This is a genomic window from Saccharothrix sabaoui (assembly GCF_051756985.1).
Classification (GTDB): Bacteria; Actinomycetota; Actinomycetes; order Mycobacteriales; family Pseudonocardiaceae; genus Actinosynnema.
Genome location: NZ_JBPKJK010000097.1, coordinates 1 through 21,078, shown reverse-complemented (window position 1 = coordinate 21,078; position 21,078 = coordinate 1). Strand labels below are relative to the sequence as shown.

Below are 21,078 nucleotides of genomic sequence, written 5' to 3'. Positions count from 1 at the left end.
GGGCACGGGTGCGAAAAGCCCAGGTGTCTGGGGCGCCACGGCACGGTGAGAGGGACCGACCTCGGCGAACAACCAATCATTCTGCCAGACGCGGCGGCTCCGGTACGAATCGGGCCACGGCCACCCCCGCCGCGCCGAGGGCCGCGCGGATCTCCCGGGCGTGCTCGACGGCGCCCGGCGTGTCGCCGTGCACGCACAGGGAGTCGACCTCGGCCCTGATCACGGACCCGTCGGTGGCGACCAGCTCGCCGCGTTCGGCGAGCCGCAGCACCTGCGCGAGGACCGCGTCGGTGCCGCCGAGCACCGCGCCGGGCTCGCGGCGCGGCACCAGGGTGCCCTCCGGGGTGTACGCGCGGTCGGCGAACGCCTCGCGCACCGCGCGCAGGCCCGCGCGGTCGGCGTGGTGCAGCAGGCGCGAGCCGGGCAGCCCGAGGACGGGCAGGTCGCCGAACGCCCGCACGCCCGCGACCACGGCGGCGGCCTGCGCGTCGTGGTGCACGGTGGCGTTGTAGAGCGCGCCGTGCGGCTTCACGTAGGCCACCCGCGTGCCGGCCGCTCGGGCGCACGCCTCCAGCGCGCCGACCTGGTAGAGCACCTCGTCGGCCAGCTCGCCCGGGTCGGCGTCGATGAACCGGCGGCCGAAGCCCGCGAGGTCGCGGTAGGAGACCTGGGCGCCGACGGCGACCCCCCGCGCGGCGGCCCGCGCGCACACCCGGCGCATCGTCGACGGGTCGCCCGCGTGGAACCCGCAGGCCACGTTCGCGCTGGTCACGACGTCGAGCAGGGCGTCGTCGTCGCCGAGCCGCCAGATGCCGAAGCCCTCGCCGAGGTCGCTGTTGAGGTCGATCACGCGGGCATCACCCCCACCGAGACGAGGAGCAGGGTCAGGCCGGGCAGGAAGTTGTTGACGACGTGCGCGACGACGCTGGCGGTGAGCCTGCGGGTGATCAGCCGGGCGATGCCGATGGGGATCGCGATGACGATCAGCAGCGAGGTCCGCAGCGGTTCCAGGTGGCTCGCCGCGAAGATCAGCGTGGTGAGCGTGAACGCCGCCCACCGGCTCCACCGCTGCCGCTCGATCGCCCCCCACAGCAGGCCGCGGTAGATGACCTCCTCGCAGACCGGCCCGATGAAGCACACGTAGAGGAACATCACGACGGCCGCGCCGAGGGGCAGGCCCGCGCCGTCGACCAGCTCGCCGATGGCCGACGTGGCGTTCTTGTCGCCGACGACCCGGGACCAGATCACGGCGGCCACGTAGGTGAGCACCAGGCCGAGCGCGCCGAGCTTGAGGCCGACCTTCACGTCCGCCCAGTCCCAGCCCAGCCGGAGGTCCTGCCACGGGCCGTTGCCGCGCACGCAGGTGATCACCACGGCGACACCGGCGGCGAGCACGGTCGGCACCACGGAGCCGACCAGGATGAACGCCACCGAGCTGCCGATGTCGGTGCCCGAGGTGCGGGCGATCGCCGTGATGAACACGGCGCTGAGGATGAAGACGGCTTCGACCAGCACGAACGCGCCGAAGCCCCAGCGCTGCCCGGCCCGCACGGGTTCCGGCTCGCGCCCGACCGCCCGGACGCTGGCGATCAGTCCTGTCGGGGGTTCATCCGGTGGGTTCACAGCCATCCACCCTAATCAACCGGTGTACAGGTACACGGCGGGCAACAGGTTGTTCGTCGCGTGGGCCACCACGCTCGACGCCACGCGACCGGTGGTCATGCGGGCCGCGCCGATCGCCAGCCCCTGCGCGAAGAGGCTGATCATGCGCCAGCTCTCCTCGTGCAGGAAGGCGAACACCAGGGCGGTGAGGGCGAGGACGGCCAGTCGAGGGACGCGGTGGTGCGCCAGTGCCTGCCACAGTGCTCCCCTGGTCAGGAGTTCCTCGGTGATCGGTGCGCCGAGGAAGACGAACAGCGCCGCCGCGGCCAGCCACACCGTGCGGCCGCCGGCCAGCGCCTCGATCTGCTCCACGCCCGTCGCCTGGTCCGGGGTCAGCCGGAGCAGGATCGCGCCGAGCAGCCACGCCGCCAGCAGCGCCGCGCCGCCCGCGGCCAGGCCGACCTTGAGGTCGCGGACCGTGGGCAGCAGGCCGAAGTCCCGGTTCGGTCCGGCGCCGCGCCGCCAGGAGACGACGGCGGGACCGAGGCCGAGCAGGACGTTCGGCAGGAACACCAGCAGCAGGAGCGGGCCGAGCACCGGCGGGTCGGAGATGTCGACCTCGGCGAAGCGATCGGCCGTCGCCGCGGTGAACACCAGGGTGGCCAGGTAGTAGCCCGCCAGCCCCGTGAAGAACGCCAGGAAGCACCAGTGTGCCCGCCCGGTGTCCTGTTCCTCCACTCGTCCGAACGTAGTGGTGCCGGGGCGGGGCACGCCGCCCGAGGGCGGTCAAGATCACCCTGACGGCGGCAGCGGGCCTTCGGGCGGTGCGGTTCGGTGCGCTTCGGCGCGGGCGGTGCCGGTGCGGGGTCAGGCGTGCACGCGACCGCGGAGCATGACCAGCGCAGGGTGGCGCAGGGCCTCCAGGTCGACGCGCGGGTCGGTCCGGTAGACGACGACGTCGGCCGCCGCGCCCTCGGTCAGCGACGGGAAGCCGAGCCACTCGCGGGCCGCCCACGACGCCGCGCCGAGCGCGCGCTCCGCCGTCATGCCCACCCGGCGCAGGGCCTGGACCTCGTCGACGATCCGGCCGTGCTCGATGCCGCCGCCCGCGTCGGTGCCCGCGTACACCGGCACGCCCGCCTCGACCGCCTTGGCGACGGTCTCGCCGCTGCGCGCGTACAGGTCGAGCATGTGCCGTTGGTAGACCGGGTACTTGTCGGCGCCCGCGGCGATCGACGGGAAGTTCTCGGTGTTGATCAGCGTCGGCACCAGCGCGGTGCCGGTGCGCGCCATCTGCTCGATCGTGTCGTCGGTGAGGCCGGTGCCGTGCTCGACGCAGTCGATGCCCGCGGCGAGCAGGTCGGGCAGCGCCTCCTCGCCGAACACGTGGGCGGTGACCCGCGCCCTGCCCTCGTGGGCGACCTTGATCGCCTCGGTGAGCGCGTCCCGGGTCCACAGCGGCTTGAGGTCGCCGCTCGCGCGGTCGATCCAGTCGCCGACGAGCTTGACCCAGCCGTCGCCCTGCTCGACCTGCTCGGCGACGGCGGCCGGCAGGTCGGCCGGGTCCTCGACCTCCACGCCCAGGTACTTGATGTACCGCTTGGGCCGGGCGAGGTGGCGGCCCGCGCGGATGATCCGGGGCAGGTCGAGGCGCTCCTGCAACGGCCGGGTGTCCAGCGGCGAGCCGCAGTCGCGGACGAGCAGGGTGCCCGCCCGGCGGTCGGCGAGCGCCTGCTCGGCGGCCTCGGGCAGGTCGACGGCGCCCTTCGGGCCCAGGCCCACGTGGCAGTGCGCGTCCACCAGGCCGGGCACGAGGTAGCCGCCGTCGACCACGGTGGTGGCGCCCGGCACGGGCCGCGTGCGGATGCGGCCGTTGACCACCCACAGGTCGCGCGGGTCGCCGCCCTCCGGGAGGACGACGCCGCGCAGGTGCAGACCGGTCACTTGCCGAACTTCAGCTTCGACGGGTCGAAGCCGGGCGGGAGCTGGTCGAGCCCGCCCAGGCCGGGGGGCAGTTCGGGCGCGCCGCCGGGCATCCCGGGCGGCATGCCACCGGGCATCATGCCCGGCATCATCCCGGGGAAGCCGCCGCGCACCTTCGGGGGCGTCGGGCCGCGGCCCTTGCCCTTCTTCCCCTTCTTGCCCTTGCCCTTGCGGTTGTTCTTGCCGCCGCCCGCGCCGGGCAGGCCGAACCGGCCCGCCATCTGCGACATCATCTTGCGCGCCTCGAAGAACCGGTTGACCAGGTCGTTCACGTCGCTGACCCGGACGCCGGAGCCGTTGGCGATGCGCAGCCGGCGCGAGGCGTTGATGATCTTCGGGTCGTCGCGCTCGGCGGGTGTCATGCCGCGGATGATCGCCTGCACGCGGTCGAGGTGCTTCTCGTCGAGGTTGGCGAGCTGGTCCTTCATCTGGCCCGCGCCGGGCAGCATGCCCAGCAGGTTCGCGATGGGCCCCATCTTGCGCAGGGCCAGCATCTGCTCCAGGAAGTCCTCCAGGGTGAGCTGGCCGGAGCCCATCTTCACCGCGGCGGCCTCGGCCTGCTCGGCGTCGAACGCCTGCTCGGCCTGCTCGATCAGGGTGAGCATGTCGCCCATGCCCAGGATGCGGCTCGCCATCCGGTCCGGGTGGAAGACGTCGAAGTCCTCCAGCTTCTCGCCGTTCGAGGCGAACAGGATCGGCTGGCCGGTGACCTCGCGGACGCTGAGCGCGGCGCCACCGCGGGCGTCGCCGTCGAGCTTGGTGAGCACCACGCCGGTGAAGCCGACGCCGTCGCGGAACGCGGTCGCCGTGTTCACGGCGTCCTGGCCGATCATGGCGTCGACGACGAACAGCACCTCGTCCGGCTGGACGGCGGTCCTGATGTCGGCCGCCTGCCGCATCATCTCCTCGTCCACGCCGAGGCGGCCCGCGGTGTCGACCACGACCACGTCGTGCTGCGACCGCTTCGCCTCCTCGATGCCGCGGCGGGCGACGTCGACCGGGTCGCCCACGCCGTTGCCCGGCTCGGGCGCGAAGACCTTCACGCCGGCGCGCTCGCCGACGACCTGGAGCTGGGTCACCGCGTTCGGGCGCTGGAGGTCGCAGGCGATCAGCAGCGGGGTGTGGCCCTGGACCTTGAGCCACCGGGCCAGCTTGCCCGCCAGGGTCGTCTTGCCCGCGCCCTGGAGGCCGGCGAGCATGATCACGCTCGGCGGGTTCTTGGCCAGGTTCAGCCGGCGGGTCTCGCCGCCGAGGATGCCCACCAGCTCCTCGTCGACGATCTTGACGACCTGCTGGGCCGGGTTCAGCGCCTGGCTGACCTCGGAGCCCTTGGCGCGCTCCTTGACCTTGGCGATGAAGGTGCGCACGACGGGCAGCGCGACGTCGGCCTCCAGCAGCGCGACCCTGATCTCGCGCGCGGTGGCGTCGATGTCCGCCTCGGACAGCCGTCCCTTGCCCCTCAGGTTCTGGAGAACCCCGGTGAGCCGGTCGGAAAGGGTGTTGAACACGGTGCCGCCAGACCTCGCACGTCGATTTCCGCCACTGGTTCCCCCAGGGTAGCCGCTCAGCCCGGGGTGACCGCCAGCCGCAGGCGGTCGTGGCGGGTCAGCACGGTCACGCCCTGCCAGCCGCGCGGCGGGCGGCCGTCGGCGAACCTGGTCCGCAGCCGGGTCGCGCGGCGCACGTGCCGCCCGAAGGACCGCGAGCGGATCAGCCTGCCCCGCTGGACCTGACCGGACAGCGCCTCCTCCGGCGTGGCGTCGAGCCACACGAAGTGCCGGGGCCGGTTGGTCAGCACGCCGACCGCCGCGAGGCCGGCCCTGGTGGTGGGCCGGGTCGACGGTTCGTGCACCAGCAGCAGGCTGGTGGTCGCGGTGAGCGCGAACCAGAGGATGCGACCGCGGTGCACCAGGTGCACCAGGGGTCGGTAGAAGCGGTAGGGGACCGCTCGGGGCAACGCGGCCGTGAGGGCGCTCCGGACCTGGTCGGAGTCCAGCACGACGGTCGGCGCCCCGCCGGTGTCGGCGGCGGCGAGCAGCGTCGTCTTGCCCGCTCCCGGCAGTCCGGCCAGCACCACGAGCGAGCGCGGCCCCACAGCGACAGCGGTCATCACGTCCATACTAAAGAGACGTTTCGGACGCGGGTGAGTTCCGGCGGTGGCCGAAGGCGGCCCAACCCCTCGATGGGCCGCCCCCGGCCACCCGGTGGCGACGTCCCCGCCCCACCCCCCTGCGATCGGGCGGGGTCCCCCTGCCATGCGTGGAAGCTTGCCCGTCGGACGGGCCCGGGGGCAGCGTGAGCACCCGTGATCGGTTGTGCGTAGAGCTACGCAACCCGACCCCGCGAAGTCACCCGGTCCCGCGAAGTCACCCGGTCCCGCGAAGTCACCCGGCCGCGAGCAGCACGGCCCGCTCGACCTCGCGCCGGCCCACGGCGTCGAGCCCACCGGGCACGGTGAGCGCGAACGAGTCGACGACCGTGGAGCCCAGCGTGGCCACCCTCGCCCAGGCGATGTCCACACCGGACCGCTCCAGGGCGTCGGCGACGCGGTGCAGCAGCCCGATCCGGTCCGCGGCGCGCAGTTCCAGCACCACCGCGCCGGTCGACTCGTCGTCGAACCACAGCACCCTGGGCGGCGGCGGGTCCTGGGGCGGGCCGCCGTAGTCGCGCTCCTTGGCGGCCAGCTTGTCGGCCAGCGGCAGCGAGCCGTCCAGGGTCCTGGCGAGCTGCTCGCGCAGCAGCGCCACGTCCGGCAGCGAGCCGAACCGCGGCGACACGGTGAACACGTCGACCGCGGCGGCCCCGGTGGCGGGGTCGCCGTGCGAGCGCAACGTGGCCGCGTGCACCTCCAGGGAGTTCAGCGCGAGCACGCCCGCGGCCCTGGACAGCAGCCCGGGGCGGTCCGGCGCCACCACCGTGACGACGGCGCCCTGGCCGCCCGGGGCGACCAGCACGTCCGGCTTGCCGCTGGCCAGCACGGCGTCGGCGAGGTCCCGCTGGCGTTGGTCGAGCGGTTCCGGCTTGGGCAGCGGGTCGCCCGCCATCGCCGTGCGGCACCGCGCGACCAGGTCGCTGATCAGCGAGGACTTCCACTCCGACCACACGCCGGGCCCGGTGGCCACGGCGTCGGCCTCGGCCAGCGCGTAGAGCAGTTCGAGCAGCACCGGGTCGCCGCCCAGGGTGTCCACGACCCGGCGCACGGTCGCCTCGTCCTCCACGTCGCGGCGGGTGGCCGTGTGCGGCAGGAGGAGGTGGTGGCGCACGAGCGCGGTGAGCGTGGCGACGTCCTGCGGCCACAGGCCGAGGCGTTCGGCGATCTGCGTGGTGAGGGCGGCGCCCACCTCCGAGTGGTCGGCCTGCCTGCCCTTGCCGATGTCGTGCACCAGCGCGCCGAGCAGCAGCAGGTCGGGCCGGGAGACCCTGGTGACCAGGCGCGCGGCGTGCGCGGTGGCCTGCACGAGGTGCCGGTCGACGGTCCAGGTGTGGGCGGCGTCGCGCGGCGGCAGGTCGCGGACCGCGCCCCACTCGGGGAACAGCCTGCCCCACAGCCCGGTCCGGTCCAGCGCCTCGACCACGTCGATCAGGCCCGTGCCGCTGCCCAGCAGGGCCAGCAGCTCGTCGCGGGCCTCGCGGGGCCACGGCTGGCGCAGCTCGGGCGCGGAGTCGGCGAGCTTGGCGAGCGTGCCCGCGGCGATCGGGTGCTTGCTGCGCGCGGCGGCCGTGGCGACCCGCAGCAGCAGCGCCGGGTCGCGGCTGGGCGTGGCGTCGCGCGCGAGGGCCACCTCGGTGCCGTGCAGCACGACGCCCTCGTCCAGCGGGCGGCGGGCGGGCGCGCGGCGCAGCGTGGAGCGGGCGAACACGCCCAGGCCCCTCTTCGGCACGGCGGCGCGCGCGGTGCGCATGGCCACGTCCACCGCGTACACGATCGTCCGCGCGGCCGACGACATCGACCTGGCCAGCGCGAACCGGTCCTGGAGGCCGAGCGCGGCGGCGACCTCGTCGCCGTCCTGGGCGCGCAGCACGTCACGCGGGCGGCCGGCCACGCGGCGCAGTTCGGTGCGCACGTCCAGCAGCAGCTTGCGGGCCTCGTCGACCTCCGCCGAGGGCCGGTCGACCAGTTGGGCCGCGGACAGCGCGTCCAGCAGCGTCACGTCCCGCAGCCCGCCCCGGCCGTGCTTGAGGTCGGGTTCCACGCGGTGCGCGATCTCGCCGCTGCGCGCCCACCGGCGCGACGCGGACTCGGCCATCTCGTCCAGCCGGGTGCGCACCCCCGTGCGCCACGCCTGGCGCGAGCTGTCCACCAGCCGCCGGCTGACCTCCTGGTCGCCCGCGAGGTGGCGGATGTCGAGCAGGCCCAGCGCCGTGCGCAGGTCGCCGGCGGCGACGCGGAGCGCCTCGCCGACCGTGCGCACCGAGTGGTCCAGGCCGATGCCCGAGTTCCACAGCGGGTACCAGAGCTTCTCGGCGATCCCCTCCACGCCCTTGTGCCCGTTGTGCACGAGGACCAGGTCGAGGTCCGAGTAGGGCACCAGCTCGCGCCTGCCCAGGCCCCCCACGGCGACCAGCGCGACACCGCCCCCCGGTCCGCCGACGCCCGCCTGCGAGGCGTGGGCGGTCAGCCAGAACTCGTGCAGGTCGACCAGCGCCTCGCGCAGCGACTCCCCCGTCAGACGGCGCCGACCTGGCGCGAGCAGCCGATCGCGTGCTCGCACCAGGTCGTCAGCCGTGACGACGGCCGTCTCGTCGTTGTCCATCCGGCCGTCTCCCATTGTCTTAAAGGGCGTCCGAGCCGCGCTCCCCGGTCCGGACCCGGATGACCGTGTCGACCGGCGTCACCCAGACCTTCCCGTCACCGATCTTGCCGGTGCGCGCGGCCTCGACCACGGCGTCGAGGACCTTGTCCACGGCCGCGTCGTCGATCAGCACCTCGATGCGCAGCTTGGGCACGAAGTCGACGGCGTACTCGGCGCCGCGGTAGACCTCGGTGTGGCCCTTCTGCCGGCCGTAGCCCTGGACCTCGCTGACGGTCATGCCGAGCACCCCGAGCTGTTCCAGGGATGCCTTCACGTCGTCGAGGGTGAACGGCTTGATGATCGCGGTGACCAGCTTCATGACTTGTTGCTCCCCTCAAGGACCGCGGTGGCGCCCGCGGCGACGCTGGGCTTGGAGGGACCGCGGGTGCCCAGGCCCGAGCCGAACTCGTACGCGGTCTCCGCGTGCTCGGCCTCGTCGATGCCGCCGACCTCGGCCTCCTCGTCGGCGCGGAAGCCGACGGTGATCTTGACCAGGTAGCCGAGGAGCAGGCTGAGGACGAAGGAGTAGGCGAGCACGGCGAGCGCGCCCACCGCCTGGCGCCACAGCTGGTCCACGCCGCCACCGTAGAAGAGGCCGTCGATGCCCGCCGGGGCGGACGAGCTGGCGAAGAAGCCGATCAGGATGGTGCCGGACAGACCGCCGACCAGGTGCACGCCGACCACGTCGAGCGAGTCGTCGAAGCCGAAGCGGTACTTGAGGCTGACGGCCAGGGCGCACAGGGCGCCGGTGATCGCGCCGATGGCGATGGCGCCGACCGGGGTGACCGAGGAGCAGGCGGGGGTGATGGCGACGAGGCCCGCGACGATGCCGGAGGCGGCGCCGAGGGTGGTGGCGTTGCCGTCGCGGACGCGCTCCACGGCGAGCCAGGCGAGCATGGCGGCGGCGGTGGCGACCAGGGTGTTGACGAAGGTGACGCCCGCGGTGGTGTTCGCGCCGAGCGCGGAGCCCGCGTTGAAGCCGAACCAGCCGAACCACAGCAGGCCGGCGCCCAGGACGACCAGCGGCAGGCTGTGCGGCTTCATCCGGTCCTTCGGCCAACCGACGCGCTTGCCGAGGACGATGGCCAGCGCGAGGCCCGCGGCGCCGGCGTTGATGTGGACCGCGGTGCCGCCGGCGAAGTCGATCGCGAGGAGCTTGTTGGCGATCCAGCCGCCGGGGTCGATGACGTTGCCGTCCGCGTCCTTGCCGTCGAAGTCGAACACCCAGTGCGCGACCGGGAAGTACACGACGATCGACCACAGGCCGGCGAAGAGCAGCCACGGGCCGAAGCGGGCGCGGTCGGCGATCGCACCGGAGATCAGGGCCACCGTGATGATGGCGAACATCGCCTGGAACGCGACGAACACGGTCGTCGGGATGGTCCCGAACAGCGATTCCTTGGTCAGCAGGCCGTCGAGGCCGAAGAACTCGAACGGCTTGCCCAGCAGGCCGCCACCGACGTCGGTGCCGAACGCGGTGGAGTAGCCGACCAACACCCAGAGCACACCGACCACGCCGATGGCACCCAGGCTCATCATCATCATGTTGAGCACACTCTTGGACCGGACCATGCCCCCGTAGAAGAAGGCAAGTCCCGGCGTCATCAACAGCACCAGTGCGGCACTGGTGAGCACCCAGGCGGTGTCCCCTGTATCCACGTCGACCTCCACTGCACGTCGGTTGCCGAGGAGCATCGGTATGTCCTGTTTCACGCGGCCGCGCCCCAGGTTTCGCGCCGGTGAACTGTCCCGGTCCCGGTGTTACGGGCAGGTTTCGCGCTCTTGAAGGGGGTTGTTCCTCCTGCGGGGAGTCCACCCGACCGGGGAACCGCCGGTGACGTTACGTGTGAGCAATCCTCGCCCCGCGGGTGACGGGCGGGTCACGACGGCGCGCCCGGCGACGGTGGGTCACCGACGGCTCCGGGGGGCGGGGGTCCAGCGTGCCAGACACGGCGGAGGCCGCCCCCGCGCGGTGGCGGGAGCGGCCTCGTGGTGAGCCGGCGGTGCTACCGGAGCCAGCCGGGCACGCCCGGCGCCGGGCCGGTCGGCAGCGGCGTCGCGCCGAGCGACACCGCGGTCTGCCCGGGCGGCTCCACGGCGGCGCAGCGCGCGCCGGGCCGCGGGGTCTTCAGGCTGATCAGGTACCGGTCCGCGGCGTCCCGCGTGCAGGCGCTGCGGTCGTACACGCCGTGGCCCCAGCCCTCGTAGGTGAGCAGCACGGTCTTGTCGCGGCTCTGCCGGTTGGCGTTGACGGCCCACTCGTACGCGGTGGCCGGGTCGTGCAGGGCGTTGCTCATCAGGATCTTCGGCGAGTCCTCGATGCGCAGCCGGTGCTGGGGGTTGGCGACCTTCCCCGGCAGGCCGACGCAGGCGGCGATCGCCGAGTGGCCCAGCGAGCCCCCGCGCATGTGCGGCGCGAGCCGGTCGGCGTGGGCCACCAGGGCGGAGAACTCGCGGTAGTCCTTCACCCGCATGGCCCAGTCCTGGCAGAACACCGCGGGGAACGGGTTCTCCACGGTCTCCTGCGCCGCGGCGGGCCGGACGGCCCTGAGCGACACGCCCGGGGTCGGCTCGCCGGCGGCGAGCCGGACGAGGAACTCGGCGAGGGGCGCCCAGTCGGGGCCGTAGAAGGCGCTGAAGGCCACCCGGATGACGTCCCGCGCGGAGACGACGTAGGTCGGGTCGTCCGGGTCGGTGACCTCGCCGCGGTCGGCGCGGGCGAGCAGGCCGTCCCAGAACGCCGGCACGTCCCGGCCGTGCAGGGCGCACGACTCGGTGCGCCCGCACCACTTCACGAACTCGGTGAACGAGTCCTCGGCGGTGACGGCCTCGGTCTCGTTGAAGCGCCACGTGCCGAGGCTGTGGTCCATGTTCGAGTCGATGACCATGGAGCGGGTGTTGCGGCCGAACTCCTCGGCGTACTGCTGGCCGATGAGCGTGCCGTAGGAGATCCCGTAGTAGTTGATCTTCCGTTCGCCGAGGGACTTCCGCAGGGCGTCGACGTCCTTCACGACGGACAGCGTGTCGGCGTGGTCGTAGATCGGACCGCTGCGGGCACGGCAGTCGGCGGCCAGCTCGCGGTTGTGGGCGGCGAGGGCGTCGAAGCCGGCCTGGTCGGTCGGGTAGGGCGACGGCGCGTTCACCGCCAGGTCGAACGAGCACTTCACCGGTTGGCTGCGGGCCACGCCGCGCGGGTCGAAGCCGATGATGTCGAAGCGCTGCCGCACCTCGGGGCTGAAGTAGTCGTCCGCGCCCAGCGCGAAGTCGACGCCCGAGCCACCGGGACCGCCGGGGTTGATGACCAGGACGCCGAGGCGCCGGTCCGGGTCGAGCGCCTTGCGGCGGGCCACGGCGAGGTCGAACCTCTCGCCGCGCGGCTTCGCCCAGTCGATCGGCAGGCTGAGCGTGCCGCACTCGACCTCGGCGATCTCGGGGCAGGGCGCCCACTCGATGGCCGCGACGCCCTGCGCGTCGACGGGTCGTCGTTCCTCGGCCGACGCGAACGCGGCCGTCCCCAGGACGAGCGCGACGACGGTCCCGAGACCGCCGAACGCGCGAATGATCGGTCGCACAGGTTCCTCCCTAGGTCCTGTCACCCAATCGGGTTACGGCAGGCTTTCAGGGGTGTGGTGCGGCCCACAACCAACTCAGGTCGTACAGGTCGTCAGCCCTTGGGGGGACAACTTCGACGACCCTCAGCTCAGTTCGTGGTACCTCCGGGTGATCGCGCTGAGGCCGTCCGCCGTCAGGCGGCCGAACAGGCGGAGGCGTGCCATGCCGCCGTCCGGGTAGATGTCGAGCCGCGCGTGCGTCGCCTCCGGGACCGCGTCGAGCGGGAAGCGGTGGCGGGTGTCGGGTTGCAGGCGCGTGCGGGGCAGGAGCGGGAACTCCGCGCCGGTGCGCACGTCCCGCCCGGTGACCGACGCCCAGCCGGGCGCGTTGCCCTTGAAGTGCGTGGTGTCCAGCTCGGCCAGCCGCACCACGCCGGGCGCGGCCAGCCGCACCTCCACCCAGTCGTTGCCGTCGTCGCGGCGGCGCGCCGTCTCCCAGCCCTCGCCCATCACGGTGGCCTGGCCGGGTGCGATGAGGTTGCCGGGCGAGCCGTAGAACATGTCGCTGCACCCGGTCACCGCGGCCCCGTTCTCCAGCGCCGCCAGGTCCACCGCCTCGGGCAGCAGCAGCGCCGGGTCGGCCACGGGCTCGCCGAGGACCCGCAGCCTGGCCACGCCGCCGTCGGGGTGGATGGTCAGCCGCACGTGGGTGTACCGGCGCCCGGCGGCGACCTCGAAGAAGTTCTTCCGGTCGCCGCCCAGCGGCGACCGGGGCACCAGGACGTCCCAGTCGGTCAGCTCCGCCGGGTCCGGGTGGCCGACCGCCGAGGTGGCCTCGACCGAGGCGAACGGCGGGTAGTTGCCCTTGAAGAACGCCGTGTCGACCACCACCGCCTTGACCACGCCCGGCAGGCCGAGGCGGACGATCGCCGAGTCCTGCCCGGGTTCGCGCCGGCGACGGGTCTCCCAGCCGTCGTAGACCTGCCCCTTGTGGCCGAAGGTGTAGGTCCGGAACACCGGCTCGGCCCGCTTGATCAGGTTCTCCCGCTCGGCGAACAGCTCGTCGTTCGCCCACACCACGCTGCCGCCGAACTCGCGGCAGGCCAGGTCGGGCAGGTGGCTCAGGTCGGGCAGGGCGGCGTCGGGCAGGGTGGGGTCGGGTGCCTCGGTCATGCGTCTCCTCGGGTGAGCAACCGCCCGCGCGGCCGGTCGTCGATCGGCTGCCCGCGCAGCCACGTCCGCCGCACCACGCCGGCCAGCGGTCGGCCGTGGTAGGGCGTCACGGGGTTGCGGTGGTGCAGCGCGTCGCGGTCCACCACGAACGCGTCGTCCGGCGCGAACACGGCGAAGTCCGCGTCCGCGCCGGGCGCGATGCGCCCCTTGGTGGTCAGGCCGACCAGGTCGGCCGGGTTGGTGGCCATCCAGCGCACCACGGCGTGCAGGGTGTGGCCGCGCCGCCGGGCCTGGGTCCACACGGCGGGCAGGCCCAGCTGGAGGCTCGCGATGCCGCCCCACGCGGTGGCGAAGTCGCCCTCCTTGAGGTCCGGCGTGCACGGCGAGTGGTCGGTCACCACGAGGTCGACCACGCCCTCGCCGAGCGCCCGCCACAGCTCCTCGCGGTTGGCGGCGTCGCGGATCGGCGGGCAGCACTTGAACTCGGTGGCCGCGTCGCCGATCTCCTCGGCGACGAACGCCAGGTAGTGCGGGCAGGTCTCGGCGGTGACGGCGAGCCCGCGCGCCCTGGCGTCGCGGACGTGCGCCGCGCCGCGCCCGCTGGACAGGTGCAGCACGTGCAGCCGCGCCCCGGTCTCCCCGGCCAGCCGCACCACGGTGGCGATGGCGTTCGCCTCGGCCGCGTGCGGGCGGGAGTCGAGGAACGCCCGGTAGCCGGGGCCCGGCTCGGTGATGTCGTGCGGGTCCTCGGCGTGCACGATCGTGAGCGCGCCGCGCGGGCGCAGGACGTCCAGGGCGCGCCGCAGCCCGTCCTCCTCGACGTGCGGGAACTCGTCCACCCCGGAGTGCACGAGGAAGCACTTGAAGCCGAACACGCCCGCGTCGTGCAGCGGTCCGAGGTCGTCGAGGTTGTCCGGCACGATGCCGCCCCAGAACCCGACGTCGACGTGCGACCGGTCCCGCGCGACCTCCCGCTTGGCCTCCAGCGCGGCCACCGAGGTCGTCGGCGGCAGGCTGTTGAGCGGCATGTCGACGATGGTCGTCACACCGCCCGCCGCCGCGGCCCGGGTCGCCGTGGCGAAGCCCTCCCACTCGCCGCGGCCCGGCTCGTTCACGTGGACGTGCGTGTCGACCAGACCGGGCAGCAGCACCTCGTCGTCCGCCAGCTCGACGACCTCCGCCCCGTCCAGGCGGTCGGCCACGGCCACGATCCGGCCGTCCTCCACGCCCACGTCGGCCCGGCGCTCGCCGTCCGGGGTGATCACGCGGGCAGCGCGCAGCACCAGGTCCATGCCGATCACCTTCGCACCCGGCGGGGCCGCGGGTCGAGCCGTTGACATGCCCGGGAGGCGCTCGTACCGTCCCCCATTCCGGAAGTGACGTTCCGCCGTGCGGAAAGGAGCCGCAGTGCCCGAACGCGCCGGGTTCGACCTCACCGGTTTCAACACCGCGCCCGCGGACGTGCTGCGCCCCCTGCTCACCGAGTGCCTCGCGGTGCCGCGCTGGGTCGGCGCCGTGCTGGCCGGCCGGCCCTACGCCGACGTGGACGCCCTGCTCGACGCCTCCTCCCGCGCGGCCGACCTGTCGGACGACGAGGTGCGCGGCGCGCTCGCCGGGCACCCCCGGATCGGCGAACGGGCCCGGCACGGCGGGGTGTCGGCGCGGTGGTCGGCCGAGGAGCAGGCCGGTGCCGCCGCGTCGCCGGCCGACCGGCTCGCCGAGGCCAACGCCGCGTACGAGGACCGGTTCGGCCACATCTACCTGGTGTGCGCGACGGGGTTGTCCGGTGAGGAGGTCCTGGCCGACATCGCCGCGCGGACGACCGCCGAACCGGACGCCGAACTGCGCGTGGTGGCGCGGGAACTCGGGAAGATCGCCGCACTGCGGCTGCGGAAGGTGGTGGTGGCGTGAGCACGCTCTCCACGCACGTGCTCGACGCGGAGGCCGGTCGGCCGCGCGTCGGCGTGCCGGTCCGGTTGGAGCGCGACGGCGCGGTGCTCGCCGCCGGCCGCACGGACGACGACGGCCGGCTCCGGTTCGACGAGGAGCTGGACCCCGGCGTGCACCGGCTGGTGTTCGAGGTCGACACCCCGTTCTACCCGGAGATCACGATCACCTTCCGGGTCACCGAGGGGCACCTGCACGTGCCGATCCTGCTGAGCCCGTTCGCGTTCACGACGTACCGAGGGAGCTGACCGTGGGCATCGTCCTGGGGCCGAACCAGTACGGCAAGGCGGAGAACCGCCTGGTGGTCGTGTCGCGCGAGGGCGCCGTGCACACCATCAAGGACCTCACGGTCGGCACGTCCCTGCGCGGTGACCTGGCGGACACCCACCTCACCGGCGACAACTCCAAGGTGCTCGCGACCGACACGCAGAAGAACACCGTGCACGCCTTCGCCAAGCAGGCCCCGGTCGGCGAGATCGAGGACTTCGCGCTGCGCCTGGGCAGGCACTTCGTGTCCTCGCAGGAGGCGATCACCGGGGCGCGCGTGCTGGTCGACGAGCACTCGTGGCAGCGGATCGAGGGCAACGACCACTCGTTCACGGGTGGTTCCGCGGAGAAGCGCACGACCGCCGTGACGATCGACGGCGACCGCGCGTGGGTCGTGTCGGGCGTGCGCGACCTCGTGGTGCTCAAGACGACCGGCTCGGAGTTCCACGGCTTCCCGCGCGACGAGTACACGACGCTGGCCGAGACCGACGACCGCGTCCTGGCCACGTCGGTCACGGCGCGCTGGCGCTACCGCGCGGAGGTCGTCGACCGGGCCGTGGACGCCGACCGGGCGGGTGGCGCCGACCGGGCCGGGGGCGTCGACTGGGCCGGGTCGCACGCGGAGGTCCGGCGACTGCTGCTGGCCGCGTTCGCCGGGAAGCACAGCCTGTCGTTGCAGCAGACCCTGTACGCGATGGGCGAGGCCGTGCTGCTGGAGCGGCCCGAGGTCGCCGAGGTGCGGCTGTCGATGCCGAACAAGCACCACTTCGCGGTCGACCTGTCCCCGTTCGGGCTGGAGAACCACAACGAGGTCTTCCACGCCGCCGACCGCCCGTACGGCCTGATCGAAGGTTCCGTGCTGCGCGACGACGCCGAGGACGCGGGGCTCGCCTGGTACTCCCTGCCTGAGTTTTAAAGGGCCGGAGTTCCGGCGGGCCGGAGTTCTAGCCCGCCGGGTTCCCGGGGGTCGGCCGGATCGCGGCGTACAGCAGCATGTCGACCCGCCTCCCGCCGATCTCCTGGTGGCTGCGCAGCAGGCCCTCGCGCTCGTACCCGGCGGCCTCGGCGGTGCGGACCGACGCGGTGTTCCACGGTTCGACGTACAGCTCCACGCGGTGCAGCGCGGGGATCGTCCAGGCGAAGCGGGTCAGCGCGGTGAGGGCGCGGCCGGCGACGCCGCGGCCCCGGCTGCGGGGCGCGACCGAGTAGCCCGCCGAGGCCCGGCCGGCCGGGAGCCGGGCCAGCCACAGCCCCGCACCGCCCAGCGCCTCGTCGGTGTCCCGGTCGGCGACGCAGAACGAGTAGCCGTAGCCGGTGGCGAGGCGGTCGTGCTGCCGTTCGAGGTAGGCCGCGGCCTGCTCGCGGTCGGCGTTCGGGGGCAGGGTGCCGATGGTCGGCACGTACGGGTCCGTCGCGAGGTCCAGCACCATGTCCACGTCACGGGGCTCGAACGCGCGCAGGCGCACGTCCCCGAAGGCGGGGAGCGGTGACGGCATCACGAGCGGTTCCGGTTCCACCCCGCCGATCATGGTGCGGGACGGCCGCGCGGACCACCGGTTTTTCACGCCTCGTGCAGCGCCATCCGCTGCACCCGCCAGGCGTGGAACAGGTCGGCCTCGTCGTACCAGTCCACGGCGGTCGGCCGCCGCGCGGTGGCCAGGAACTCCAGCAGCACGTCGCGGAACAGCGGCAGGCGCAGGCCGACGCCCGGCGGGAAGTCGGTGTACTGCTCGTCGACGTACGGCGCGCCCGGGTCGCCCTTGGGCCACCCGGTGAAGTCGTCGTCCACGTAGTTGACGTAGCCCCACCCGCCGCGGACGGCGAGGACCAGGTTGTGGTCGCTCTCCCCCTCCGCGTCGAGGTCGCGCCCGAAGTGCTCCAGCATCCCGTCGTTGCACTCGGGCCTCGCCAGCGCGGCGATGAGCGCGTCCACGTCCGCCGCGCACGCCACGACCCGGTACCGGAACTCGGCCCGCTCCAGGTCCGGCAGCCCGGTCCACAACCCGGCCCGCATGGTCATGCCCCCACCATGGCCGGTCGGCGCCCGATCGGCCGCGCGGAACCGCGAGATCACCCGTTCCGGTGACCGCGCGGGCCGTTCGGGGCGGTCACGCGCGGCGGGCGAGCGCCTGGAGCTCGGGCACGTCCAGGCCGGTCGCGCGGCGCACCTCGTCCTCGCCGAGCGCGCCGCAGTCCAGGGCGCGGATGAACGACGACGACAGCGCCTGCGCCGTGGCGGGCTCGTCCAGCACGGACCCGCCCGCCCTCGTCGCGTACGCCCGCAGCCGCGCGGCGTCGGCGGCCAGGCCCTCCAGGTAGAAGGCGTGCACGGCGGCGTACCGGGTCACCAGCTGCGCCGGGTGCAGGTCCCAGCCCTGGTAGAAGCCGTGCTCCAGGGACCGGCGGACGAGCCCGTAGTGGGTGCGCCAGCCGTGCTCCACGTCGTCGCCGACGGGCAGCACGTTGGTCGAGCCGTCGGACACCGCGACGCCCGTGCCGGCCGCCGACACCTGCATGGCGTTGCGGGCGAAGTCGCACGCGCCGTGCGCGAGGTGCTGGTGCGCCGCGCCCAACCCGCAGGCCGCCGTGTAGTCGTAGGTGCCGAAGTGCAGGCCGCTGACCCGACCGCGACCGGCCTCGACGAACCGGGGGATCGCCAGGCGGCCCTCCCGGTCCACGACCGACTGCGTCGTCTCGACCTGGATCTCGAACCGCAGCGGCAGGCCGAGCAGGTCGAGCACGTCACCGAGCACCTCGACCTGCTCGACCGAGGTGACCTTCGGGAACGTGATCACGAACCCCTCGGGCGCGCCGCCCAGCGCGGTGAGGAACACGTCGAGCGTGCGGATGCCGCGCTCGCGCAGCACCCGCGTGTCGAACGACTTCATCCGCAGCCCGAACCGCAGCGGCGCCGCGCCCGAGTCCACCCAGTTCCGCACGACGAGCGCGGTCCGCTCGGCGTCGGCGTCCTCCTCGGCGTCGTCGCGCAGGCCGTAGCCGTCCTCGAAGTCGACCCGGAGGTCCTCCACCGGTTCGGCGGCGAGCTTGGCCCGCACCCGGTCGGGCAGTACGGCGGCCACCTCGTCCGGCAGGTCGAGGACGCGCCCCAGGTCGGGGTGCGCGTCCAGCGCGGCAAGCGCTTGCGCGCCCCAGTCCCGCACGGTGCCCGCGGTGACCCGGTCGGCGGGGACGTAGCAGGTGTGCACCGGCTGCCTGCCGACCGGGGACCGCTGCTCGACGTCCACCAGCCGCGCGGTGAGCGCCCGCACGGCGTCGGCCGGCAGCGACGTGCGCGGCACGTCAGATCCGCTCGTAGGCGGGCAGGGTCAGGAAGTCGACGAAGTCGTCGGACAGCGCGACCTGCTCGAACAGCTCCACGGCGGCGTCCAGGTGCCCGCCGTCGGGGTTCCCGCTCCCGCTGCCGGGGCGCTCGCCCTCCAGCCCGGCCCTGACCCGCGCCAGCACCTCGCGGACCAGGTCGGCGGTGACCGGCGTGCCGTCGTCGAGCACCACGTCGTTGTGCACCCACTGCCACAGCTGGGAGCGGGAGATCTCGGCGGTGGCGGCGTCCTCCATCAGGTTGTGGATGGCCGCCGCGCCGTTGCCGCCCAGCCACGACAGCAGGTAGCGCACGCCGACGTCCACGGCGGACTCGACGCCCGCGCGCGTCGCGGTCCCGCCGGCCGACGCGAAGTCCAGCAGCTGCGCGGCCGTCACGGACACCTCGGGTCGCAGCTCGTGCAGCTGGTTGGGGCGGTCCCCCAGCCGCTCGTCGAAGATCTCCCGGCACACCGGCACGAGGTCGGGGTGCGCGACCCACGAGCCGTCGAACCCGTCGCCCGCCTCGCGGGTCTTGTCCGCGCGCACCTTCGCCAGCGCGTTCTCCGTGACCTCGGGGTCGCGCCGGTTCGGGATGAACGCGGCCATGCCGCCGATGGCGAACGCGCCGCGCTTGTGGCACGTGCGCACCAGCAGCTCGGTGTAGGCGCGCATGAACGGCGCGGTCATGGTGATGCTGTTGCGGTCGGGCAGCACGGCGTCCGGGCCCGCGTCGCGGAAGTACTTGATGACGCTGAACAGGTAGTCCCAGCGGCCCGCGTTGAGCCCGGAGGCGTGGTCGCGCAGCTCGTGGAGGATCTCCTCCATCTCGAACGCGGCGGGGATCGTCTCGATCAACACGGTCGCGCGGACCGTGCCGTGCGGGACGCCGAGCCGTTCCTGCGCGGCGGTGAACACGTCGTTCCACAGCCGGGCTTCGAGGTGGCTCTCCATCTTCGGCAGGTAGTAGTACGGCCGGCCGAGGGCGGCGTTGTGGAAGAAGTGCAGGCCGAAGTCGACCAGCGCGCCGACTGCGGGCCTCCCGTCGACCTCCAGGTGCCGCTCGGGCAGGTGCCAGCCGCGCGGGCGGACCACGATCGCGGGGCGCGCCACGTCGTCGCGCAGGGCGTAGCGCTTGCCCTCGGGCGAGGTGAACCCGATCGTGCCGCGGGCCGCGTCGTAGAGGTTGACCTGGCCGGAGACGACGTTGCGCCAGTGCGGCGTGTTGGCGTCCTCCAGGTCGGCGAGCCACACCCGCGCGCCGGAGTTGAGCGCGTTGACGGTCATCTTGCGCTCGGTGGGGCCGGTGATCTCCACCCGCCGGTCGCGCAGCGGCTCGGGCGCTTCGGCGACCCGCCAGTCGCCGTCGCGGACGTCCTTCGTCTCCGGCAGGAACCCGAGCGGGCGGCGGTGCGCGCGGCGGGCGACCAGCTCGTCCCGCGTCGCGGCGAAGTCGCGGTGCAGGCCGGCCACGAACTCCAGCGCGTCCGGCGTGAGGATCTCGTCCCCGCGCTCCACATCGCCCCCGAGGACGCGAACACCGGACATGGAGGTCCACCTCGTTTCGACTCGGTTTCTACTTCGCGGACTATAGTTTCCGCAACGCGGAACGGCAATGAAGGAGCGATACCGTGGCACGAGAGTCGGGCGGCGGCGTCCAGTCGTTGCAGCGGGCCTTCGACCTGCTGGAACGCCTCGCGGACGCGGGCGGCGAGGCGAGCCTGTCCGAACTCGCCGCCACCTCCGGCCTGCCGCTGCCCACCATCCACCGGCTCATCCGCACCCTCGTCGCCCTGGGGTACGTGCGGCAGAACAGCAACCGCCGCTACACGCTCGGCTCACGCCTGATCCGGCTCGGCGAGACCGCGTCGCGGCAGTTCGGCACGTGGGCGCGGCCGTTCCTGGCGCGGCTCGTGGACCAGGTGGAGGAGACCGCGAACCTGGCCGTGCTGGACGGCGACGAGGTGGTGTACGTGGCGCAGGTGCCGTCGCGGCACTCGATGCGGATGTTCACCGAGGTGGGCCGCCGGCTGCTGCCGCACGGCACGGGCGTGGGCAAGGCGATGCTCGCCCAGCTGCCGCGCGACCGGGTGCGGGCGCTGCTGGCGCGCACCGGGCTGCCCGCGTACACGCCGAACACGATCACCGACGTCGACGTGCTGCTGGCGGAGCTGGACCGGATCGCCGAGCAGGGCTACGCGCTCGACGAGAGCGAGCAGGAGCTGGGCGTGCGCTGCATCGCCGTGCCGCTGCCGGGCGCCCCCACCCTGGCCGCCCTGTCGGTCTCGGGCCCGGACAGCAGGCTGACCAAGGAGTCGGTGGCCCGCATCCTCCCCGAAATCCTGACCACCGCCCACCACCTCACCACCCACCCCTGACCCGCGAGAGTCCAACGCCCAGGACCCGAGAGTCCAACCCTCAGGTCGCGAGAGTCCAACGCCCAG

The 21,078-nt window shown here is 73.6% G+C and carries 20 protein-coding genes; 4 read left to right on the top strand and 16 right to left on the bottom strand.

From position 1 onward, the window contains the following. Positions 1–76: 76 nt before the first annotated feature. From ACR807_RS26380 to allB, 12 genes are all read right to left on the bottom strand, one after another. Positions 77–850 carry a LamB/YcsF family protein gene (locus ACR807_RS26380; RefSeq protein WP_438924105.1) on the bottom strand — a complete coding sequence of 258 codons (774 nt, stop codon included), beginning with the start codon at positions 848–850 and terminating at the stop codon, positions 77–79. Next, positions 847–1,629, bottom strand: a complete 783-nt coding sequence (locus ACR807_RS26375; RefSeq protein WP_438924104.1) for a CPBP family intramembrane glutamic endopeptidase — start codon at positions 1,627–1,629, stop codon at positions 847–849. The genes ACR807_RS26380 and ACR807_RS26375 overlap by 4 nt, the downstream gene beginning before the upstream one ends. Before the next feature lie 9 nt (positions 1,630–1,638). Continuing rightward, positions 1,639–2,340, bottom strand: a complete 702-nt coding sequence (locus ACR807_RS26370) for a CPBP family intramembrane glutamic endopeptidase (protein ID WP_438924103.1) — start codon at positions 2,338–2,340, stop codon at positions 1,639–1,641. A gap of 129 nt (positions 2,341–2,469) precedes the next feature. Further along, positions 2,470–3,546, bottom strand: coding sequence for an amidohydrolase family protein (locus ACR807_RS26365; RefSeq protein ID WP_438924102.1), 1,077 nt, complete (start codon positions 3,544–3,546; stop codon positions 2,470–2,472). Then, positions 3,543–5,093 carry a signal recognition particle protein gene (gene ffh, locus ACR807_RS26360; protein WP_438924101.1) on the bottom strand — a complete coding sequence of 517 codons (1,551 nt, stop codon included), beginning with the start codon at positions 5,091–5,093 and terminating at the stop codon, positions 3,543–3,545. Before ffh ends, ACR807_RS26365 begins: the two co-directional genes overlap by 4 nt. 56 nt (positions 5,094–5,149) lie before the next feature. Further along, the gene (locus ACR807_RS26355; protein WP_438924100.1) at positions 5,150–5,695 is read right to left on the bottom strand and encodes an AAA family ATPase; all 546 of its coding nucleotides are present in this window, start codon (positions 5,693–5,695) and stop codon (positions 5,150–5,152) included. Positions 5,696–5,969: 274 nt separating this feature from the next. Continuing rightward, a complete protein-coding gene (locus ACR807_RS26350) occupies positions 5,970–8,339 on the bottom strand; it encodes a [protein-PII] uridylyltransferase (RefSeq protein ID WP_438924099.1) in 2,370 nt (789 codons plus the stop codon). A 19-nt stretch (positions 8,340–8,358) separates the two neighbouring features. Next, positions 8,359–8,697 (bottom strand): P-II family nitrogen regulator, encoded by a 339-nt coding sequence (locus ACR807_RS26345; protein ID WP_344035194.1) that lies wholly within the window; start codon positions 8,695–8,697, stop codon positions 8,359–8,361. After that, complete coding sequence (locus ACR807_RS26340; RefSeq protein ID WP_438924098.1) at positions 8,694–10,037, bottom strand: ammonium transporter; 1,344 nt, start codon at positions 10,035–10,037, stop codon at positions 8,694–8,696. Before ACR807_RS26340 ends, ACR807_RS26345 begins: the two co-directional genes overlap by 4 nt. 347 nt (positions 10,038–10,384) lie before the next feature. After that, a complete protein-coding gene (locus ACR807_RS26335) occupies positions 10,385–11,950 on the bottom strand; it encodes an alpha/beta fold hydrolase (protein WP_438924097.1) in 1,566 nt (521 codons plus the stop codon). Positions 11,951–12,073: 123 nt separating this feature from the next. Next, complete coding sequence (gene alc, locus ACR807_RS26330) at positions 12,074–13,102, bottom strand: allantoicase (RefSeq protein ID WP_438924096.1); 1,029 nt, start codon at positions 13,100–13,102, stop codon at positions 12,074–12,076. Continuing rightward, positions 13,099–14,394, bottom strand: a complete 1,296-nt coding sequence (gene allB / locus ACR807_RS26325; RefSeq protein WP_438924095.1) for an allantoinase AllB — start codon at positions 14,392–14,394, stop codon at positions 13,099–13,101. The genes alc and allB overlap by 4 nt, the downstream gene beginning before the upstream one ends. 115 nt (positions 14,395–14,509) lie before the next feature. On the opposite strand from allB, the gene uraD reads away from it, so the two are divergent. From uraD to pucL, 3 genes are read left to right on the top strand one after another with little or no spacing between them, the layout of a single operon-like run. Then, the gene (uraD, locus tag ACR807_RS26320; protein WP_438924094.1) at positions 14,510–15,013 is read left to right on the top strand and encodes a 2-oxo-4-hydroxy-4-carboxy-5-ureidoimidazoline decarboxylase; all 504 of its coding nucleotides are present in this window, start codon (positions 14,510–14,512) and stop codon (positions 15,011–15,013) included. After that, the gene (locus ACR807_RS26315) at positions 15,010–15,297 is read left to right on the top strand and encodes a hydroxyisourate hydrolase (protein WP_438924093.1); all 288 of its coding nucleotides are present in this window, start codon (positions 15,010–15,012) and stop codon (positions 15,295–15,297) included. The genes uraD and ACR807_RS26315 overlap by 4 nt, the downstream gene beginning before the upstream one ends. Positions 15,298–15,299: 2 nt before the next feature. After that, on the top strand, positions 15,300–16,232 hold the full coding sequence (gene pucL / locus ACR807_RS26310; RefSeq protein WP_438924092.1) for a factor-independent urate hydroxylase: 933 nt from the start codon (positions 15,300–15,302) through the stop codon (positions 16,230–16,232). Positions 16,233–16,260: 28 nt separating this feature from the next. Here pucL and ACR807_RS26305 read toward each other — a convergent pair whose 3' ends face one another. The 4 genes from ACR807_RS26305 to aceB all read right to left on the bottom strand — a co-directional run bounded on the left by ACR807_RS26305 (position 16,261) and on the right by aceB (position 20,182). Beyond that, on the bottom strand, positions 16,261–16,833 hold the full coding sequence (locus ACR807_RS26305) for a GNAT family N-acetyltransferase (RefSeq protein ID WP_438924091.1): 573 nt from the start codon (positions 16,831–16,833) through the stop codon (positions 16,261–16,263). A gap of 44 nt (positions 16,834–16,877) precedes the next feature. Beyond that, on the bottom strand, positions 16,878–17,336 hold the full coding sequence (locus ACR807_RS26300; protein WP_438924090.1) for an Imm1 family immunity protein: 459 nt from the start codon (positions 17,334–17,336) through the stop codon (positions 16,878–16,880). An 88-nt stretch (positions 17,337–17,424) separates the two neighbouring features. Continuing rightward, the gene (locus ACR807_RS26295) at positions 17,425–18,615 is read right to left on the bottom strand and encodes a DUF6986 family protein (protein ID WP_438924089.1); all 1,191 of its coding nucleotides are present in this window, start codon (positions 18,613–18,615) and stop codon (positions 17,425–17,427) included. A gap of 1 nt (position 18,616) precedes the next feature. Continuing rightward, positions 18,617–20,182: a malate synthase A gene (aceB, locus tag ACR807_RS26290; RefSeq protein ID WP_438924088.1), complete on the bottom strand. Its 1,566-nt coding sequence runs from the start codon at positions 20,180–20,182 to the stop codon at positions 18,617–18,619. 83 nt (positions 20,183–20,265) lie between these two features. On the opposite strand from aceB, the gene ACR807_RS26285 reads away from it, so the two are divergent. Next, positions 20,266–21,012, top strand: coding sequence for an IclR family transcriptional regulator (locus ACR807_RS26285; protein ID WP_438924087.1), 747 nt, complete (start codon positions 20,266–20,268; stop codon positions 21,010–21,012). Positions 21,013–21,078: the final 66 nt, after the last annotated feature.

Excerpts from the sequence above, each read along its gene's own strand:
- ACR807_RS26350 (WP_438924099.1), bottom strand. The coding sequence starts at position 8,339 with ATGGACAACGACGAGACGGCCGTCGTCACGGCTGACGACCTGGTGCGA.
- alc (WP_438924096.1), bottom strand. The coding sequence starts at position 13,102 with ATGACCGAGGCACCCGACCCCACCCTGCCCGACGCCGCCCTGCCCGAC.
- ACR807_RS26345 (WP_344035194.1), bottom strand. The coding sequence starts at position 8,697 with ATGAAGCTGGTCACCGCGATCATCAAGCCGTTCACCCTCGACGACGTG.
- aceB (WP_438924088.1), bottom strand. The coding sequence starts at position 20,182 with ATGTCCGGTGTTCGCGTCCTCGGGGGCGATGTGGAGCGCGGGGACGAG.
- ACR807_RS26300 (WP_438924090.1), bottom strand. The coding sequence starts at position 17,336 with ATGACCATGCGGGCCGGGTTGTGGACCGGGCTGCCGGACCTGGAGCGG.
- allB (WP_438924095.1), bottom strand. The coding sequence starts at position 14,394 with ATGGACCTGGTGCTGCGCGCTGCCCGCGTGATCACCCCGGACGGCGAG.
- ACR807_RS26375 (WP_438924104.1), bottom strand. The coding sequence starts at position 1,629 with ATGGCTGTGAACCCACCGGATGAACCCCCGACAGGACTGATCGCCAGC.
- ACR807_RS26355 (WP_438924100.1), bottom strand. The coding sequence starts at position 5,695 with ATGACCGCTGTCGCTGTGGGGCCGCGCTCGCTCGTGGTGCTGGCCGGA.